Source organism: Rhodanobacter soli (assembly GCF_040548735.1).
GTDB classification, from domain to species: domain Bacteria; phylum Pseudomonadota; class Gammaproteobacteria; order Xanthomonadales; family Rhodanobacteraceae; genus Rhodanobacter; species Rhodanobacter soli_A.
This window is the reverse complement of record NZ_JBEPSD010000001.1, coordinates 424,662-441,336: the sequence shown is the minus strand read 5'-3', so window position 1 is coordinate 441,336 and position 16,675 is coordinate 424,662. Positions and strand designations below refer to the sequence as shown.

At 66.5% G+C, this 16,675-nt stretch carries 17 protein-coding genes; 4 read left to right on the top strand and 13 right to left on the bottom strand.

Annotated elements, in window-relative coordinates; translation table 11 throughout:
• Positions 1 to 38 precede the first annotated feature (38 nt).
• Positions 39 to 602, bottom strand: coding sequence for a 1,2-dihydroxy-3-keto-5-methylthiopentene dioxygenase (locus tag ABIE04_RS02030; RefSeq protein WP_354546911.1), 564 nt, complete (start codon positions 600 to 602; stop codon positions 39 to 41).
• On the bottom strand, positions 599 to 1,249 hold the full coding sequence (locus ABIE04_RS02025; RefSeq protein WP_354546910.1) for a methylthioribulose 1-phosphate dehydratase: 651 nt from the start codon (positions 1,247 to 1,249) through the stop codon (positions 599 to 601). Before ABIE04_RS02025 ends, ABIE04_RS02030 begins: the two co-directional genes overlap by 4 nt.
• Before the next feature lie 165 nt (positions 1,250 to 1,414).
• On the opposite strand from ABIE04_RS02025, the gene ABIE04_RS02020 reads away from it, so the two are divergent.
• The gene (locus ABIE04_RS02020) at positions 1,415 to 1,747 is read left to right on the top strand and encodes a high-potential iron-sulfur protein (protein ID WP_354546909.1); all 333 of its coding nucleotides are present in this window, start codon (positions 1,415 to 1,417) and stop codon (positions 1,745 to 1,747) included.
• Between the two features lie 408 nt (positions 1,748 to 2,155).
• Here the strand turns inward: ABIE04_RS02020 and ABIE04_RS02015 are convergent, their stop codons facing one another.
• Together ABIE04_RS02015 and ABIE04_RS02010 are read right to left on the bottom strand one after the other, a co-directional pair.
• Positions 2,156 to 3,634 (bottom strand): amino acid permease, encoded by a 1,479-nt coding sequence (locus ABIE04_RS02015; protein ID WP_354546908.1) that lies wholly within the window; start codon positions 3,632 to 3,634, stop codon positions 2,156 to 2,158.
• A 95-nt stretch (positions 3,635 to 3,729) separates the two neighbouring features.
• Positions 3,730 to 5,259 (bottom strand): amino acid permease, encoded by a 1,530-nt coding sequence (locus ABIE04_RS02010; protein ID WP_354546907.1) that lies wholly within the window; start codon positions 5,257 to 5,259, stop codon positions 3,730 to 3,732.
• Positions 5,260 to 5,424: 165 nt separating this feature from the next.
• Between ABIE04_RS02010 and ABIE04_RS02005 the strand changes: the two genes are divergently transcribed.
• A complete protein-coding gene (locus tag ABIE04_RS02005; RefSeq protein ID WP_354546906.1) occupies positions 5,425 to 5,982 on the top strand; it encodes an NUDIX hydrolase in 558 nt (185 codons plus the stop codon).
• A gap of 24 nt (positions 5,983 to 6,006) precedes the next feature.
• On the opposite strand, the gene ABIE04_RS02000 is transcribed toward ABIE04_RS02005, so the two are convergent.
• The 4 genes from ABIE04_RS02000 to msrA all read right to left on the bottom strand — a co-directional run bounded on the left by ABIE04_RS02000 (position 6,007) and on the right by msrA (position 11,201).
• The gene (locus tag ABIE04_RS02000; protein WP_354546905.1) at positions 6,007 to 6,528 is read right to left on the bottom strand and encodes a 3-hydroxyanthranilate 3,4-dioxygenase; all 522 of its coding nucleotides are present in this window, start codon (positions 6,526 to 6,528) and stop codon (positions 6,007 to 6,009) included.
• Between the two features lie 68 nt (positions 6,529 to 6,596).
• A complete protein-coding gene (parE, locus tag ABIE04_RS01995) occupies positions 6,597 to 8,486 on the bottom strand; it encodes a DNA topoisomerase IV subunit B (protein WP_354546904.1) in 1,890 nt (629 codons plus the stop codon).
• Between the two features lie 64 nt (positions 8,487 to 8,550).
• On the bottom strand, positions 8,551 to 10,398 hold the full coding sequence (locus tag ABIE04_RS01990; RefSeq protein WP_354546903.1) for an ABC transporter ATP-binding protein: 1,848 nt from the start codon (positions 10,396 to 10,398) through the stop codon (positions 8,551 to 8,553).
• Between the two features lie 98 nt (positions 10,399 to 10,496).
• The gene (gene msrA, locus ABIE04_RS01985) at positions 10,497 to 11,201 is read right to left on the bottom strand and encodes a peptide-methionine (S)-S-oxide reductase MsrA (protein WP_354546902.1); all 705 of its coding nucleotides are present in this window, start codon (positions 11,199 to 11,201) and stop codon (positions 10,497 to 10,499) included.
• A 130-nt stretch (positions 11,202 to 11,331) separates the two neighbouring features.
• Between msrA and ABIE04_RS01980 the strand changes: the two genes are divergently transcribed.
• Positions 11,332 to 12,147, top strand: coding sequence for an arylamine N-acetyltransferase family protein (locus tag ABIE04_RS01980; protein WP_354546901.1), 816 nt, complete (start codon positions 11,332 to 11,334; stop codon positions 12,145 to 12,147).
• Here the strand turns inward: ABIE04_RS01980 and ABIE04_RS01975 are convergent.
• Genes ABIE04_RS01975 through ABIE04_RS01965 form a run of 3 tightly spaced genes read right to left on the bottom strand, consistent with a single transcriptional unit; the run spans position 12,144 to position 13,277 of the window.
• Entirely contained in the window at positions 12,144 to 12,371 is a 228-nt protein-coding gene (locus ABIE04_RS01975; protein WP_354546900.1) for an RNA-binding S4 domain-containing protein, read from the bottom strand. The two genes, ABIE04_RS01980 and ABIE04_RS01975, sit on opposite strands and share 4 nt — an antisense overlap.
• Before the next feature lie 31 nt (positions 12,372 to 12,402).
• Positions 12,403 to 12,846, bottom strand: a complete 444-nt coding sequence (locus ABIE04_RS01970) for a barstar family protein (protein ID WP_354546899.1) — start codon at positions 12,844 to 12,846, stop codon at positions 12,403 to 12,405.
• On the bottom strand, positions 12,843 to 13,277 hold the full coding sequence (locus tag ABIE04_RS01965) for a ribonuclease (protein ID WP_354546898.1): 435 nt from the start codon (positions 13,275 to 13,277) through the stop codon (positions 12,843 to 12,845). The genes ABIE04_RS01970 and ABIE04_RS01965 overlap by 4 nt, the downstream gene beginning before the upstream one ends.
• 166 nt (positions 13,278 to 13,443) lie before the next feature.
• On the opposite strand from ABIE04_RS01965, the gene ABIE04_RS01960 reads away from it, so the two are divergent.
• Positions 13,444 to 14,997 carry a POT-type proton-dependent oligopeptide transporter gene (locus tag ABIE04_RS01960; RefSeq protein WP_354546897.1) on the top strand — a complete coding sequence of 518 codons (1,554 nt, stop codon included), beginning with the start codon at positions 13,444 to 13,446 and terminating at the stop codon, positions 14,995 to 14,997.
• Here the strand turns inward: ABIE04_RS01960 and ABIE04_RS01955 are convergent, their stop codons facing one another.
• Both ABIE04_RS01955 and ABIE04_RS01950 read right to left on the bottom strand, forming a co-directional pair.
• Positions 14,998 to 15,831, bottom strand: coding sequence for a DUF72 domain-containing protein (locus ABIE04_RS01955; protein WP_354546896.1), 834 nt, complete (start codon positions 15,829 to 15,831; stop codon positions 14,998 to 15,000).
• A complete protein-coding gene (locus ABIE04_RS01950; RefSeq protein WP_354546895.1) occupies positions 15,828 to 16,622 on the bottom strand; it encodes a phosphatase PAP2 family protein in 795 nt (264 codons plus the stop codon). Before ABIE04_RS01950 ends, ABIE04_RS01955 begins: the two co-directional genes overlap by 4 nt.
• Between the last annotated feature and the right edge of the window lie 53 nt (positions 16,623 to 16,675).

Here is a 16,675-nt window from a genome sequence, read left to right as displayed (position 1 = left end):
TGGGCCAGCATAGACGAATGGCGCGTCGGCGGCCGTTATCAGCCCGGCGTAGCCTGGTGCGGCTGCATCCGCGGGAACTGCTGCGCGATGTCGTCGCCGGTGAAGTTGGCCACCCAGCCTTCCTTGTTGGTGAACAGCCGGATCGCCACGAAGTAGGGCGCCTCGCTCATGTCGAACCAGTGGCGGGTGCCGTCCGGCACGCCGATCAGGTCGCCCTGTTCGCACAGCACGTCGTACACCTTGCCGCCGATGTGCAGGGTGAACTGGCCGGCGCCGGCGACGAAGAAGCGCACTTCGTCCTCGCTGTGGGTGTGCTCGCTGAGGAACTTCTGGCGCAACATGGCACGGTCGGGATGATCGGGGGCGAGGCTGATCACATCGACGGACTGGTAACCCTTCTCGCCCATCAGCCGGTCGATGTCGCCGCGATAGGCCGCGATCACCTCGTCCTGGCTGGCGCCCGGCGCGATCGGCTGGCTGGCGTCCCACCGTTCGAAGCGGACGCCGACCTTGCCCAGCTCGGCGGCAATCGCGGCGTGCTCGTCGATCGCTGCCAGCGGCGATTGCGGTCGGGTTTCGTCGAAGATGCGCAGTCGGCTCATGATGCCCTCAGCTTTTTCAGGTCAAGTTCGCAGCCGAGCAGGAACTCCAGCGCCTCCAGATGGCGCCGGGTCTCGGCCATGTCGCGGCCCCAGGTGTAGATGCCGTGGCCGTCGATCAGGTAGGCGTGCAGCGGCTTGCCTGCGTCCAGCCAGGCGTTGACCCGGGCCACCAGTTCGGGCATGTGCTGGGTGTTCGGGAACACCGGGATCTCCAGCACGCTTTCATGGGTGTGGTAGCCGGTGATCGCCTTCTGCAGTTCCCAGCCCTGCAGGCGCACGGCGCCCTCGGCAGCGAACAGCCGCGACGCCACGCTTTGCGTGCGCGAGTGGGTGTGCAGCACCACGTTCATCTCCGGACAGCGCCGGTAGACCTGGGTGTGCAGCGCCGTCTCGGCACTGGGGCGGGCATCGGTGCCGACGGCATTCCCGTCCAGGTCGATCAGCATGATGTCGTCGCGGCCGAGCCTGCCCTTGTGCCGGCCGGAGATGGTGATCGCCGCGTGATCCGCATCGACCCGCATCGAGAAATTGCTGCTGGTCGCCGGCGTCCAGCCAAGCGTGGACAGCTCGCGCGCGGCGTCGGCAACGGCGTCGGCGCGCTGCTCGAACAAGCTGGCGGGGATCGTGGCTGGAAGGGTCTGGCTCATGCGGTTTGGACGTCCAAATGAGCGCCGACTATACCATGCGCCAGGTCGCCACCCGGTTGGAATGAGAGCCATTCTCGCAAGTCAGGAAAAATTGGGATGGTGGGCGTAACATCGGCACGAATCCGGCGCAGAGTGTGCTGGATAGATCCCGACGGAGGCTTGCCCATGTCGAAAGAACAAGATATCGAATCGCGTCGCCGATTCCTCAAGGTGGCTGCCGGCACGACGGCGGCAGCCGTGGTGTTCGGTGGCTTGCCGCGCTTTGCGCGTGCGGCGGACCTGCCGCCGGTGAGCGAGTCGGACCCGACCGCGAAGGCATTGGGCTACGTGGAAGATGCCAGCAAGACCACCAACGCCAAGTACAAGGCCGGTGACGATTGCGCGAACTGCCAGTTCTACAGCGGCGGCGCCACCGGTCGCGGGCCGTGTCAGCTGTTCCCCGGCAAGTCGGTGAACGCGAAAGGCTGGTGCGTGTCGCACACGCCGAAGAAGGCCTGATCGCCTCCCGATCACATCGGGAATTCCGCCATGCAAAAGGCCGGCTGATCGCCGGCCTTTTTGTTTTCCCTGATGGAGCGCGAGGCGGAAAGGGGTCGCGCGGACAAAAGTGCGGCCCGGACACATCAGGCTGAGGAGCTTACCCACCTGACGCGCCGAGCCGCGATCCGGGGCCCACTGCCAAGTGATCAACCCGCGGACTGAGGATGATACTCCCGAGTTCGGCGAAAGGGCGACCGGTCCCTCGATTTCTCTTGAAAAGTTCTCGTTAAATCATGCAAAAACAATAACTTGCCATTGAATTCGTAAGATTTATGAAGAACTGTGCCGTTTCGTGCGGATAGAAGAAATTTACTTTATTTCGGCGAAATTTGGAGATTTTTACAGATATTTGCCGAAATTGATGAATCAGGGCTTCGGCGTGTCGGCCATGGCGCGGCGCAGATGGCTGTGCCGGTTGCCGTAACCAAAATAGATCACCAGGCCGAGGATGGTCCAGACGATCATCAGCGACCAGTTGTACCAGGCCATCGTGGACAGCAGGGCGAGGCAGCTGAGGATGCCGAGCGTGCAGATCACCGGTGCGAACGGCACGCGGAAGGTGCGCGGCAGCTCCGGCCGGGTATGCCGCAGGATCCACACGCCGGCACAAACCGCCATGAACGCGATCAGTGTGCCCATCGACACCAGGTCGCCCAGCACGTCCAGCGGGAAGATCGCCGCGAGCAGGGCGATGCCGGCACCGGTGATCAGCGTATTCAGGTGCGGCGTGCGGTAGCGCGGATGGATCCGCGTGAACACCTTGGGCAGCATGCCGTCACGACCCATGATCATGAAGATGCGCGGCTGCGCGATGATCATCACCAGCACCACCGACGACAGCCCCAGCAGCGCGCCGATCTCCACCAGCCAGCGCAGCCATTCCAGTTGCGGGTGCCCGTGCAGGGCGGTCACCACCGGCTCGTCGGTGCCGAGCAGGGTGTAGGAACTGAGGCCGGTCATCACCGCGGCCATCGCGATGTACAGCACGGTGCAGATCGCCAGCGAGGCGAGGATACCGATCGGCAGGTCGCGCTGCGGGTTGCGTGATTCCTGCGCCGCCACCGAAGTCGCCTCGAAGCCGATGTAGGCGAAGAACACCATCGCCGCACCGCGCAGTACGCCGCCCCAGCCATATTTGTAGTGACCCTGCGACTCGGGCACGAACGGAGTCCAGTTGGAAGGGTCGACATAGCGCCAGCCGACCACGATCACCAGGGTGATCAGGCCGACCTTGAGCGCCACCATCGCGGCGTTCGCCAGGCTCGACTCGCGGATGCCCACGTAGCAGATCCAGGTCAGCAGCAGGATGAGCACCACCGCCGGCAGGTTGAGCAGTGCGCCGGTGGCGACCAGGTGATGGTCGGCTGTGAATGCCAACGGCGCACTGGTCAGCGCTGCAGGGATGCTCAGATCCATCTGGAAGAGCGTGCCGACGTGCTCCAGCAGGCTGAGGAAATAACCGGTCCAGCTCACCGCCACCGCCGAGGCGGACACGCCGTATTCCAGCACCAGGTTCCAGCCGATGAACCACGCCATCAGTTCGCCGAGCGTTGCATAGGCGTAGGAATAGGCGCTGCCGGAAACCGGTATAAGCGTGGCGAATTCGGCGTAGCACAGCGCGGTGAACGTGCTGCAGATCGCCGCCAGGATGAAGGAAAGGATCACCGCCGGGCCGGCATGGTCGGCCGCTGCCTGGCCGGTGATCACGAAGATGCCGCCGCCGATCACCGCCCCGATGCCGAGTGCAGTCAGACCCCACGGTCCGAGTGTGCGGCGCAGGGTGGGGCCGTGGGTGTCGTCGGGTTCGTTGAAATCGGTCTTGCGGGCGAGCAACTGCTTGAGCATGGGAGGTCGTCTTCGAAAGCGGGGCGTCCGGTTCTATCCGGTTGGCATTACAAACGCGGCAGCCGGCGCTGTGGGCGCCGGCTGCCGGTGGTTTGTCAGTGGGCGTTCTGGCGCAACTTGCTGTTGCGATAGCCGTAGAAGACGTAGATCAGGAAGCCGATCGCGATCCAGCCAAGCATCAGCGGCCAGCGCTCCTTGAAAGCCTGCCAGAACAGGAACAGGCAGGCAGCGGCACCCAACGGGCAGACGATCCACGGCAGCGGCACGCGGAACGCGCGTGGCAGATCCGGTCGCGTGCGACGCAGCACCAGCACGCCGATGCAGACGGTGGCGAAGGCCAGCAAGGTACCCATCGAGACCAGGTCGCCGAGCACGTCCACCGGGAACAGGCCGGCCAGGATGCAGGCGATCACGCCCACCAGGATGGTGCCGATATAGGGCGTGCGGTGTTTCGGATGCACGCGCCCCAGTGCCGGCGGCAGCAGGCCGTCGCGCGACATCGAATAGAAGATGCGCGGCTGGCCCATCAGCATCACCAGCACCACCGAGCTCAAGCCCGCGAGGGCGGCGAACACCACCAGGATCTTCAGCGTGCCCAGGAGGTAGCTGGACGCGCTGCCGGCGGCGACGGTGCCGAGCACATAGTTGATCGCGGTAGCGACCGGCTCAGGCGTATTGAGCATGCGGAACGGGGTCGTGCCGGTCATGACCGCGGCCATCGCCACGTACAGCACGGTGCAGATCAGCAGCGAGCCAAGAATGCCGATCGGCATGTCGCGCTGCGGGTTCTTGGCTTCACCGGCTGCGGTGGAGACCGCGTCGAAACCGATATAGGCAAAGAACACCAGGGTGGCGCCGCGGTAGACGCCGCTCCAGCCGAACTTCGAGCCGCCTTCGTTGGCCGGAATGAATGGATGCCACAGGTCGGCGTTGATGTAGTTGAACATCACCACCAGAAACAGCAGGATTACGCTCACCTTGATGGCCACGATGATCGCGTTGACCGCCGCCGACTGCGTGATGCCGAGATAGCAAAGCCAGCTGATCGCGGCGACGATCAGAACGGCCGGCATGTTGACCAGGGCGCCGGTGAACACCAGCTTGTGGCCTCCTGTGGCGAAGGTGAGCGGGGCCGAGGAGAGTGCCGTCGGCAAGTTGAAATTCAGCCCCGTCATCGAACTGAGCATGCGCAGCATTTCGCCGAAGTAGCCCGACCAGGCCACCGCCACGGTCGACGCAGCGAACAGGTATTCGAGTACCAGCGCCCAGCCGACGAACCAGGCGACCACTTCACCCAGGGTGGCGTAAGAATAAGAATAGGCGCTGCCGGAAACCGGCAGCATGGCGGCGAATTCCGCGTAGCACATGCCGGCCAGGCCACAGGCGACGGCGGCAATCAGGAAGCTGAGGATCAAGGCGGGGCCGGCGAATTGTGCAGCCGCCGTGCCGGTGATGGCGAAGATGCCGGCGCCGATCACCGCACCGATGCCAAGCATCACCAGGTGGCGTGCGGTCAGTGCCCGCTTCAGCGTGACCTCGCCGGTCGAGTTGCCTTCGACGGGTTCGCCGGCGTCCACATGAGGCATCGCCTCGATGGCGTGAGTGGCAAATAGACCTTTTATCATCAAGCTCCCCTCAAGTGATTTTTGCCCGCTTCCGCTCTGCGGCGGATAGGCGTTACGGGCAGGCAATGGCGGGCCAACATAGCCCAGCAATAGATGATGTACAAGCTTCGTTCATGTTGCGGCGAAACATGCCGCGATGCGTTTCAGCCTACTCAACGGATGTCCATGCAACAGCCAGCCATCATCATGATCGATGCAATCCGGCGCTACCGTGACCAATGGCAGGGGGAGGCAGCGACGGCCGCGCAGTTCGAGACCTTCCTGCATACGCACGCGGATGCATTCGAGCGCAGCAATACGACTGGCCATTTCACCGGTTCGTGCTGGCTGGTGAGCGCGGAAGGGACACGCGTACTGTTGATGCATCACCGCAAACTGGATCGCTGGCTGCAACCGGGCGGCCATGCCGATGGCGACCCCGATCTGGCGCGCGTGGCGTTGCGCGAGGCACAGGAGGAAACCGGCGTCGCCGGCCTGCGCGTCGAGGGCGGCATCTTCGATATCGACCGGCATCGTATTCCTGCGCGCGCCGATGAGCCGGAACATTGGCATTACGACGTGCGCTACGTGGTTCGCGCGGGGACGGAAGATCGCTTCGCGGTGAATGCCGAATCGCGCGCGCTGGCGTGGCGAGCGGTGACGGATGTGGCCGCCGACGCCAGCCTCGATGCTTCGCTGCGGCGGATGGCGCACAAGTGGCTGGGCCGTTCACCGGCTCCGTAGGCTGGCGATGCCGGCCATGGTTTCCTAGGCGTACTTCGCAGGCGCCGGGTTGAGGTGGCCGCAGGCGTCGCAGGTGCGCGCTTCGCGCGAGCCGTAGAAGCGCTCGAACACCGGCGGAAAATCACGCTCGATGCTGTCGAGCACGAAGTACTCCTCGTACAGCTTGTGGTTGCAGTGCTCGCAGAACCACAGCAGGCCGTCCTTCTCGCCGGCGACGCGGCGGCGCTCGATCACCAGGCCGATGGAGCCGGCGGCGCGGTTCGGCGAATGCGGTACGCGTGGCGGTAGGTAGAAGATCTCTCCGGCGCGCAGCGGGATGTCGCGTGCCGCGCCGTCGACCTGCACTTTCAACGTGATCTCGCCCTCAATCTGGTAGAAGAACTCGGGGCCTTCGTCGTAGTGATAGTCGGTGCGCGCGTTCGGGCCGCCCACGATCATGATGATGAAGTCGCCGTCGACGATGCACTTGTTGCCCACCGGCGGCTTCAGCAGGTGACGGTGCTCGTCGATCCAGCGCTCGAGGTTGATGGGCGGCAGCAAGGCCATGGCGGTGGTTCCTGGAAAAGTAACGGGTACCTTAGCGCCGGCGTGGCCGCAAAAAAAGCCGCGGCGGCTCAGACCTCCAGCGTCGCCAGGTCGCCCTTTTCTTCCAGCCAGGACTTGCGGTCGCCGGCGCGTTTCTTGGCCAGCAGCATGTCCATCAGCTTGGCGGTGCCGTCGTCGTCGCCGACGGTGAGCTGCACCAGGCGACGCGTGTCCGGGTGGATCGTCGACTCGCGCAGCTGTGGCGGGTTCATCTCGCCCAGGCCCTTGAAGCGGGTGGTGCTGACCGCACCCTTCATCTTCTCGCGCTCGATCCGCTGCAGCATCGCCTGCTTCTCGCTCTCGTCCAGGCAATAAAACACCTGCTTGCCCACGTCGACGCGGAACAGCGGCGGCATCGCCACGAACACGTGGCCCTCGCTGACCAGCCGCGGGAAATGCCGCAGGAACAGCGCCGACAGCAGGGTGGCGATGTGCAGGCCGTCGGAGTCGGCGTCGGCCAGGATGATCACCTTGCCGTAGCGCAGGCCGGACAGGTCGTCCTTGCCCGGGTCGCAACCGATCGCCACCGCCAGGTTGTGCACTTCCTCCGAGGCCAGCACCGAGGTCGACTCGACTTCCCAGGTGTTGAGGATCTTGCCGCGCAGCGGCAGGATCGCCTGGAACTCCTTGTCGCGCGCCTGCTTGGCGCTGCCGCCGGCGGAGTCGCCCTCGACCAGGAACAGTTCGGTACGGCTGAGGTCGGTGGCGGTGCAGTCGGCCAGTTTGCCGGGCAACTGCGGACCCTGAGTGATCTTCTTTCGGATGATCTGCTTGGCTGCCTTCAGGCGTGCGCTGGCGCGTTCGATCGCCAGCTGGGCGATGCGCTCGCCCATCTCGACATGCTGGTTGAGCCACAGGCTGAAGGCGTCGTGGATGACGTTTTCGACCATGCCGGCGGTTTGCCGCGAGGACAGCCGCTCCTTGGTCTGGCCGGCGAACTGCGGATCCTGCAACCGCGCCGACAGCACGAACGACAGCCGTTCCCACACGTCTTCCGGCGCCAGCTTCACGCCGCGCGGCAGCAGGTTGCGGATGTCGCAGAACTCGCGGATCGCGGTGGTCAGGCCGGTGCGCAGGCCGTTGACGTGGGTGCCACCCTGCGCGGTGGGGATCAGGTTGACGTAGCTCTCCTGCACCAGCTCGCCTTCCGGCAACCAGGCCAGCGCCACCTCCAGGCCTTCCACGTCGCGTGCCATGTGGTGCACGAACAGTTCGTTCGGCAGCGCCTCGATGCCGTCCAGTTCGCCGCGCAGGTAATCGCGCAAGCCGTCCTCGTAATGCCATTCGACGACTTCGCCGCTGGCGACATCGGTGAGCTTGACGTTGAGGCCGGCGCACAGCACCGCCTTGGCGCGCAGCAGGTGCTTGAGCTTGCCCAGCGAGATCTTCGGCGAGTCGAAATACTTCGCCTCCGGCCAGAAGCGCAACGTGGTGCCGCTGCGCTTCTTCGGCACCGTGCCGATCACCTCCAGCGGGCTGACCTTGTCGCCGTGGGCGAACACCATCTGATACTCGGAACCATCGCGCCGGATCGTCACTTCCACGCGATCCGAAAGCGCATTGACCACCGATACGCCGACACCGTGCAGGCCGCCGGAGAAGTTGTAGTTCTTGCCGCTGAACTTGCCGCCCGCATGCAGCCGGGTCATGATCAATTCGACGCCGGACACGCCTTCCTCCGGGTGGATGTCCACCGGCATGCCGCGGCCGTCGTCGCTCACTTCCACCGAGCCGTCGTCGTGCAGCACCACCTCGATGGTCTTCGCGTGGCCGGCCAGCGCCTCGTCCACCGAGTTGTCCACCACCTCCTGCACCAAGTGGTTCGGGCGGGTGGTGTCGGTATACATGCCGGGGCGGCGTTTGACCGGATCCAGGCCGGAGAGGACTTCGATATCGGCGGCGTTGTAACGACTGCTCATGCGTGTTTTCGATCCAGACAAGACGGCAAAGCATGGGGCGCGCGGGCGGGCAGGGTCAAGCCGATCAGCGATAACCCTGCGCCTGCAGCGAGAACAGGTGGGCATAGTGGCCGCCCAGCGCCATCAGCTGTTCGTGACTGCCGTGTTCGACGGTGCGGCCGTCCTGGATCACGATGATCTGGTCGGCCATGCGCACGGTGGAGAAGCGGTGCGAGATCAGGATCGCGATGCGGTTGCCGGCCAGTTCGCGGAAGTGTTCGAAGATGGTGGCCTCGGCAGCGGCATCCATCGCGGCGGTGGGTTCGTCCAGCACCAGGATGTCGGCGCGCGAACGCATGAAGGCGCGCGCCAGCGCGATCTTCTGCCATTGCCCGCCGGACAGCTCGCGGCCGTCGCGGAACCACTTGCCGAGCTGGGTCTCGAAGCCGGCCGGCAGGCTGTCGATGAAGTCGCTGGCCATGCCCTTGTCGCTGGCCTCGCGCCATCGTGCTTCGTCCTCGAAATGGCTGACGTCGCCGGCGCCCACGTTCTCGCCCACGCGCATCTGGTAGCGCGCGAAGTCCTGGAAAATCACGCCGATGCGCTGCAGCAGGGTACTTTCGTCCCAGTCGCGCAGGTCGGTGCCGTCGAGCAGGATGCGGCCGCTGTCGGGCGAGTACAGCCGGGTCAGCAGCTTGATCAGGGTGGTCTTGCCGGAGCCGTTCTGGCCGACCAGGGCCAGCGATTCGCCGGGACGGATGTGCAGGTCGATGTCGTGCAGCGCCGGCTCGCTGGCGCCGGGGTAGGTGAAGCCGACGTGCTCGAAGCGGATGCCGTCATCCGGTTTGGCGCCGCGTTGCGCGACACCCAGCGAAGGCGACACCGGGGTTTCCAGGTATTCGTACAGGGTCGACAGGTACAGGTTGTCCTCGTACATGCCGCCGATCGCCGACAACATCGCCGACACCGCCGCCTGGCCCTGGCGGAACAGCATCAGGTACATCGTCATCTGGCCCAGCGTGATGCGCGCGACCACCGTGCTGGCGGCGATCCACGCGTACGCGCCGTACAGGGTGAGCGTGCCGAGCAGGCCCAGGCCGAAGCCCCAGCTCTCGCGGCGCACGGTGAGGTCGCGGTCGTCGCCGTAGAGCTTGTCGAAGATGTCGCGGTAGCGGCCCAGCAGCAGCGGGCCGAGGCCGAACAGCTTCACTTCCTTGGCATGGTCCTCGCGCGCCAGCACGGTCTCCAGGTACAGCTGCATGCGCGTTTCCGGCGAGCGCCAGCGGAACAGCCGGAACGCGTCACCGGAGAATTTCGTCTCGGCGAAGAATGACGGCAGCCCGGCCAGCAGCAGCACCGCCACCGCCCATGGCGAGAACTGGAACAGCAGGCTGCCGTAGCTGACCAGCGAGATCGCGTTCTGGCCCAGCCCGAACGTGCGCGTCACCAGCGACAGCGGCCGGCTCGACGCCTCGCGGCGGGCGCGGGTGAGCTTGTCGTAGAACTCCGAATCCTCGAAGTGCGCCAGCTGCAGAGTCAGCGCCTTCTCCAGGATCATCACGTTGACGCGCTGACCCAGTTGCGCACGCAGCAGCGACTGGCACATCGACAGTCCGCGCTGCGCGCCGGCCAGCGCCGCCACCAGCAGGCCTTCCAGCGCCACCCATTCGAATACCGTGCGCAACGGGGCATGGCCGCTGGCGGTCCACGACCGGCTGGCGTTCACCACCGCGTCGACGATGTGCGCACCGACGTAGGCCACGCCGGCCGGCAACAGGCCGGCGACCAGGGTCAGCAGCGCCAGTGCGATGGTCAGCGGCCGGCTGGTACTCCACACCAGTTCCAGCGCGCGCCCGCTGTAGCGGAACACGCCCAGGAAACTGCGCGTGAGTTCGGTCGATTCGGCGGGTCCGGGGGAATGGTGGGGCGGCACGTGGGATTCGTCAGGGCGTGGGCGCCGTTTGCGCGGAACTCCCGAGATGGGGGCCGTGCCGCTTCACGCAAGACGGGAGGCATGCCGCCTCGTGCAAGTCACGGCAGCTGAACTTCCACGACCCGTCGGTCCGGCTGATACAACGCCGGGAACAGTCGCTTCAGCTGCGCCACTTTCGGCGCATCGTTGAAGACGATGTACGGGTTGTTCGGGTGCAGGCGGAAGTAGTTCTGGTGGTACGCCTCGGCCGGGTAGAACGCCTTCAGCGGCACCACCTGGGTCACGATCGGTGCCGGGAAGGACTTCGCCGCGGTCAGTTGCGCGATGTAGCTGCCGGCGATCCGCTGCTGCTCGGTGTTGCCGTAGAAGATCACCGAGCGGTACTGCGTGCCGCTGTCCGGGCCTTGCCGGTTCAGCTCGGTGGGATCGAGCGCGACCGAGAAGAACACCTGCAGCAGCGTGCCGTAGCTGACCTCGGCCGGATCGAAGTGCACCTGCACCGATTCGGCGTGGCCGGTATCGCCCTCGCTGACTTCGTCGTAGTGCGCCGTGTCGGCGTCGCCGCCGGCGTAGCCGGCGATCACCTGGTGCACGCCCTTGACGTGCTCGAACACCGCCTCGATGCCCCAGAAGCAGCCGCCGGCCAGCACCGCGACCTGTTCGCCGTGGGCGGTGGTTTTCGGAGCATCGACGGTCGGCGCCGGGAGCGCGTCGCTGGCTGCGGACACCGGCTGGCACGCGCTCATGCCCAGCATCAGCAGGGCGGCCAGCGGCATGACATGGAGTGTGCTGCGACGGATCATGCTGCGCCTCGTCGGGATGGTCATCGGGTGGCCCGATACCTGTTCTTCGCCGGCCGTAGGTCATCGGTTACCTGTGCGGCGCCGGCTGGCCCGGTACCATGGCTGCCGGTCGATTTTCGTGGAGTACGGGATGCACGGTTCCATTGATCTGGATGCCTATCTGCGGCGCGTCGGCTGGCGTGCTGCCGTCGCTGCCGACCTGGCGACCCTGCGCGGGCTGGCCGTCGCGCATGTGGCCACGATCCCGTTCGAGAACCTCAATCCGCTGCTCGGCCTGCCGGTCGAGCTCGATCCGGCAGCACTGCAACAGAAGCTGGTGCACGACGGCCGTGGCGGCTACTGCTTCGAGCAGAACCTGCTGTTCGCCGAGGTGCTGCGGACGATCGGATTCGAGGTGTCAGGGCTGATCGCGCGCGTGCTGTGGCAGCACCCGGAAGATGCCGTCACCGCGCAGACCCACATGCTGCTGCGCGTCGAACTGGACGGTGAGAGCTGGCTGACGGACGTCGGTTTCGGCGGCCAGGTGCTCACCGGCGCGTTGCGGCTGCAGGCCGACGTCGAGCAACCGACCGGCCACGAGCCGTTCCGGCTGGTCGTGCGCGACGGCGACTGGCGCATGCAGTCGCTGGTGCGCGGACAATGGCTGTCGCTGTACCGGTTCGACCTGCGGCCCAGCCAGTTGATCGATTACGTGGTGGCCAACCACTACGTGTCCACGCATCCGGCGTCGCGCTTTCCAAGCAACCTGATCGCGGCGCGCACCACCGCCGACCGGCGCATGAGCCTGCTCAACCATGAGTACACCGTGCGCCGGCTCGGCCAGGAGCCCGAGCGGCACAGCTTGCGCGACAGCGCCGCGATACGGCGCGTGCTGGAAGAAGAATTCCTGCTGCGCCTGCCCGTGCACGCCGACCTTGACCGGCGACTGGACAGCCTGCCCGGTTAGGACTGCGGATCGGCCAGCACGTGGATTTCCACGTCATCGATGCCGACCACCTGGCCTGCGTGGATCTTGCAGGTCTTGCGCAGTTCCATGGCGCCGTCGACGCGCACCGCGCCGCTGGCCACGATCGCCTTGCCGGCGCCGCCGCTGTCGCACAGGCCGACCAGCTTCAACAGCATGTTGAGCTCGACGTAGTCGCCTTCCAGTTCAAAGTCGATGGTTTGCATGGTTTTCCAGGGTGAAGGGAGCGGCCCGCTTTCAGGCGGACGGATGATGGTCGTCGAACGCGCTGTCGGGCAGCGCCAGGAAGGCGAACCACGGCATGTCGTGGTCGCTGCCGAAGGTGGCCGCATCATCGAGGATGCCGAGCAGGATGTCGTAGTCCGCTGCGGCGGACTGGCGCAGTTCGTCGGCGTGCTCGAACAGCAGCACGTAGCCCCAGGCCGGCATCCAGCCGAGATCGCGCAGGCAGTCGGCCAGGGCGTCCCAGTTGTGGCCGAACGTGGCCGGCAGCTGCAGTGACACGGCGAGCCGGCGCAGCAGTGCGTCCTTGTCGTGGCAACCGGCGAGGTCGGTGCGGCAGACGCGCAGCTCGTCGCGTGTGGCGGCGCGCGCGAGCCGGTCGAGATCGTTGACGCCGACGAAGTACACCCCGCTCTGGGTGGGCTTGGTCAGGTCCAGATCGAAACCGTGCGGACTCATCGGCCTGCCTCGAAGCGGCGGAAGCTGCGGTAATGGTCGTCGGTGTAGTACCAGGCCACCGGCGGCGTGCCGCCGGTGATGATGCGCCGCGCACCGCGGTTGCGCGCGCCGGGCGTTTCCACCGTGTACTCGTGGTAGTAGCCGCGCGGCTGCTTCGGCAGCAAGCCCTCGTAGTTGCCGAACACGCTGCCGTCCTGGCTGTGCTCGAACGGGCCACCGCGGGCGATCCGATCCAGCGTGGCGTGCGCCTCCGCTGGCAGGAAGGCGGGAGCGTCGGTGCCGGCGGGGCGGTCCGGCGCGTGGGGCGATGCGCTGCTGTCCGCGCTCGCCACCGGGCCGGTGCTGGCCGACGGCGTGCTGGCGTGGCGGTTCCACAGCGTCACCGCGAGGACGATGAATGCCAGCAGGATCAGGGGTTTGAGTCGGCGCATGCGGTATGGATTGGCGGTGGATGCGCCGCGAGCTTAACAGGGCGGGGCGACGGGCCACGCGAGAGGCGTTGCCCGCGGGGTTTCGTGATCGCAGGAAATTGCGCACACTCCGGCGGACCCGTGGAGACGGCGCTGCGCGCCGCCCACCCGATCCTTAGGAGTATGGATGAGCACCACCCCCGACCACGCCGGCGGGCGCCTGCCGCGGCAGATTGCCTACATCATCGGCAACGAAGGCTGCGAGCGTTTCTCGTTCTACGGGATGCGCAACATCCTCACCCCGTTCCTGATCACCACCTTGCTGCTGTACCTGCCCGAGGGGCAGCGCACGCTGGCGGCGAAGGACGTGTTCCATACCTTCGTGATCGGCGTGTACTTCTTCCCGCTGCTGGGCGGCTGGCTGGCCGACCGCTTCTTCGGCAAGTACAACACCGTGCTGTGGATGAGCCTGGTGTACTGCCTCGGCCACGCCTGCCTGGCGATCTTCGAGCACAACCGCCTGGGCTTCTTCACCGGCCTGGGCCTGATCGCGCTGGGCGCGGGCGGCATCAAGCCGCTGGTGGCGTCGTTCATGGGCGACCAGTTCGACCGCTCGAACAAGCACCTGGCGAAGGTGGTGTTCGACGCGTTCTACTGGATCATCAACTTCGGCTCGTTCTTCGCCTCGCTGCTGATGCCGCTGTTCCTGCACCACTTCGGCGCGGCGGTGGCGTTCGGCATTCCCGGCGGCCTGATGTTCATCGCCACCGTGGTGTTCTGGCTGGGCCGCCGGCAGTACGTGATGCTGCCGCCGACGCCGCCGGACCCCAACGCGTTCTCGCGGGTGCTGCGCACGGCGCTGCTGACCCATCGGCCCGGGCAGGCGCGGCCCGGTTTGTGGATCGCGGTCGCCGGCGTGCTGGTGGCGCTGGGCGGCTTCGCCTTCGTCGGCACGCTGGGTTTCGTGATCGTCGCCTGCCTCGCCCTGGTGGCGCTGATCGGCGGTGTCGGCGGCGGCGCCTGGCTGCAGATGGAGCGCGCCCGCGGCCAGCACCCGGACGCGGCGGTGGACGGCGCGCGCAACGTGCTGCGCGTGCTGGTGATCTTCGCGCTGACCACGCCGTTCTTCTCGCTGTTCGACCAGAAGGCTTCGACCTGGGTGGTGCAGGGCCACGAGATGACCATGCCGTCGTGGTTTCATGCCGCGCAGATGCAGGCATTGAACCCGATGCTGGTGATGCTGCTGATCCCGTTCAACAACCTGGTGCTGTATCCGCTGCTGCGCCGCCTAGGCTACGAGCCCACCGCGCTGCGCCGGATGACCGCCGGCATCGCGTTCAGCGGCCTGGCCTGGATCGTAGTGGGCGGCTTGCAGGTGGTGATCGACGACGGCGACCCGCTGTCGATCGTGTGGCAGGTGCTGCCGTACGCGCTGCTGACCTTCGGCGAGGTACTGGTGTCGGCGACCGGGCTGGAGTTCGCCTACAGCCAGGCGCCGGCGTCGATGAAAGGCGTGGTGATGAGTTTCTGGAACCTCACCACGACCATCGGCAACCTGTGGGTACTGCTGGCCAACGCGGCGGTGCGCAACGGAACCGTCACGGGTTCCATTGCCAGCACGGGGCTCAGCGTCACCGCGTTCCAGATGTTCTTCTTCGCCGCGTTCGCGCTGCTCGCCGCACTGGCGTTCGGCCTGTACGCGCGGCGTTACCGCGAGGTGGACAACTACCGCTCCGGCTGATCAGGCCAACGCGTCCACGCGCGACTGCAGCGCCATCGCCGCGGCCGGGTTGCGGTGCTTGGCGGCGCTGATGAAGAACACGAACACGTCGCGCGGCGGGCCCGGCGGCTGCGGCGTGGCGACGTGCGGCAGCTCGGCGACGTCGCTGCCCGCTGCCCAGGTGCGCGCGTGGCCGGCCCAGCGATCCAGTTCGGCGGGTGCGTAGCCGGCGGGGTTGCCGTCCTCGCTGCGCATCAGCCGTGCGTAGCTGAAGTCGCCGGTGAGGTCGGCCAGCGAGGGATAGTCGGGCGAGTCGGTGAACACGGTGGGCACGCGCTGTGCGCTCGCCAGTTCCACGTAGCTTTCGCTCAGGAAGCTGGGGTGGCGCACTTCCAGCACGTGGCGCAGGGGCTGGCCGTCCAGTTCGCGCGGCAGCGTGTCGAGGAAGGCGGCGAGGTCGCCGGCGTCGAACGGCCGCGACGGCGGCAGCTGCCACAGGATCGGCCCCAGCCGGTCGCCCATTTCGGCCAGGCCACCGTGCACGAAGCCGCTGACGCCCTTGCCGGTATCGGCGAGCCGCTTGCCTTCGGTGATGTAGCGCGGCGCCTTCAATGAAAAGATGAAGCCGGCCGGCGTCTCGGCCGCCCACTTCGCGTAGGTCGCCGGCTTCTGCGCGCCGTAGAACGTGCCGTTGATCTCGATCGCGCGCAGCTGGCGGCTGGCGTATTCCAGTTCGCGCCGCTGCACCAGTTTCGCCGGGTAGAAATTGTCGCGCCACGGCGCGTAGTTCCAGCCGCCGATACCGACGCGGATACGTGGAGCGTCGTGGCTGGCGGGGGCGAACAGGTCGTTCATGGCGTGGCGTCTCTTGCCGGGGCACGCAGATGTTCGGCCATGCCGATGCACAGCACCAGCCATGCCGCGCCCGCGGCGTAGCCGGCCATCACGTCGCTGAAATAATGCACCTGCAGCAGGATGCGGCTGATCCCGACCACGCCGACCAACAGCACCGTGGCGGCGATCACCGCGCGGTGGAAACGCGGCGGCAGCAGGCGCAGCAGCACGTAGGCGAGCATGCCGTAGAACACGATGGAGCCGAACGCATGGCCGCTGGGGAAACTCCAGCCGCGTTCGACGATGAAGCCGTGGTCGTGCAACGGCCGTACCCGCTGGAACAGCGCCTTGAGACTGCCGTTGATCGGCAGGATGCCGAGCAGGGCCACTATCCAAAGGCCCGCCAGTTGCCAGTGCCGGCGAAGCAGCAGGAGCAGTGCCACCACGGCGGCCGCGGGCGCCACCCACCGCAGGTCGCCGAGATGCGTGACCACCGCGATGCCGCGCAGCGCCGGCAGCGACAACTGCGCGCGCAGGTTCTCGGCCAGGCCGGCGTCGAAGCGCACCAGCTCGCCAGCCTGCTGTCCGGCGATGGCGGAGGCGATGGCGAGGAACAGCAGGCCCAGCGCCAGCAGCAGGATCAGCCCGACCTGCCAGCGCAGCGCGGTCGATGCACGACCGTGGGCGAGTGCATGGCGCTGCCAGCGTGCGTTGTGCCGCCAGGCGAGGTCGCCGGCCAGCAGGGCCAGCAACAGCAGCAGCGCCCACAGCCGCAGGGCATGGGCGGCGATCCATTCCACCGTGGGGTCCATCGTGTTCCTCGGTTCGACGCGGCCGCGCTGCGCGGCACGATGGCACCATGATC

Bases quoted from the DNA above. Each gene is read 5' to 3' on its own strand.
- ABIE04_RS02030 (WP_354546911.1), bottom strand. From the start codon at position 602: ATGAGCCGACTGCGCATCTTCGACGAAACCCGACCGCAATCGCCGCTG.
- ABIE04_RS02025 (WP_354546910.1), bottom strand. From the start codon at position 1,249: ATGAGCCAGACCCTTCCAGCCACGATCCCCGCCAGCTTGTTCGAGCAG.
- ABIE04_RS02020 (WP_354546909.1), top strand. From the start codon at position 1,415: ATGTCGAAAGAACAAGATATCGAATCGCGTCGCCGATTCCTCAAGGTG.
- ABIE04_RS02015 (WP_354546908.1), bottom strand. From the start codon at position 3,634: ATGCTCAAGCAGTTGCTCGCCCGCAAGACCGATTTCAACGAACCCGAC.
- ABIE04_RS02010 (WP_354546907.1), bottom strand. From the start codon at position 5,259: ATGATAAAAGGTCTATTTGCCACTCACGCCATCGAGGCGATGCCTCAT.
- ABIE04_RS02005 (WP_354546906.1), top strand. From the start codon at position 5,425: ATGCAACAGCCAGCCATCATCATGATCGATGCAATCCGGCGCTACCGT.
- ABIE04_RS02000 (WP_354546905.1), bottom strand. From the start codon at position 6,528: ATGGCCTTGCTGCCGCCCATCAACCTCGAGCGCTGGATCGACGAGCAC.
- parE (WP_354546904.1), bottom strand. From the start codon at position 8,486: ATGAGCAGTCGTTACAACGCCGCCGATATCGAAGTCCTCTCCGGCCTG.
- msrA (WP_354546902.1), bottom strand. From the start codon at position 11,201: ATGATCCGTCGCAGCACACTCCATGTCATGCCGCTGGCCGCCCTGCTG.
- ABIE04_RS01980 (WP_354546901.1), top strand. From the start codon at position 11,332: ATGCACGGTTCCATTGATCTGGATGCCTATCTGCGGCGCGTCGGCTGG.
- ABIE04_RS01975 (WP_354546900.1), bottom strand. From the start codon at position 12,371: ATGCAAACCATCGACTTTGAACTGGAAGGCGACTACGTCGAGCTCAAC.
- ABIE04_RS01970 (WP_354546899.1), bottom strand. From the start codon at position 12,846: ATGAGTCCGCACGGTTTCGATCTGGACCTGACCAAGCCCACCCAGAGC.
- ABIE04_RS01965 (WP_354546898.1), bottom strand. From the start codon at position 13,277: ATGCGCCGACTCAAACCCCTGATCCTGCTGGCATTCATCGTCCTCGCG.
- ABIE04_RS01960 (WP_354546897.1), top strand. From the start codon at position 13,444: ATGAGCACCACCCCCGACCACGCCGGCGGGCGCCTGCCGCGGCAGATT.
- ABIE04_RS01955 (WP_354546896.1), bottom strand. From the start codon at position 15,831: ATGAACGACCTGTTCGCCCCCGCCAGCCACGACGCTCCACGTATCCGC.
- ABIE04_RS01950 (WP_354546895.1), bottom strand. From the start codon at position 16,622: ATGGACCCCACGGTGGAATGGATCGCCGCCCATGCCCTGCGGCTGTGG.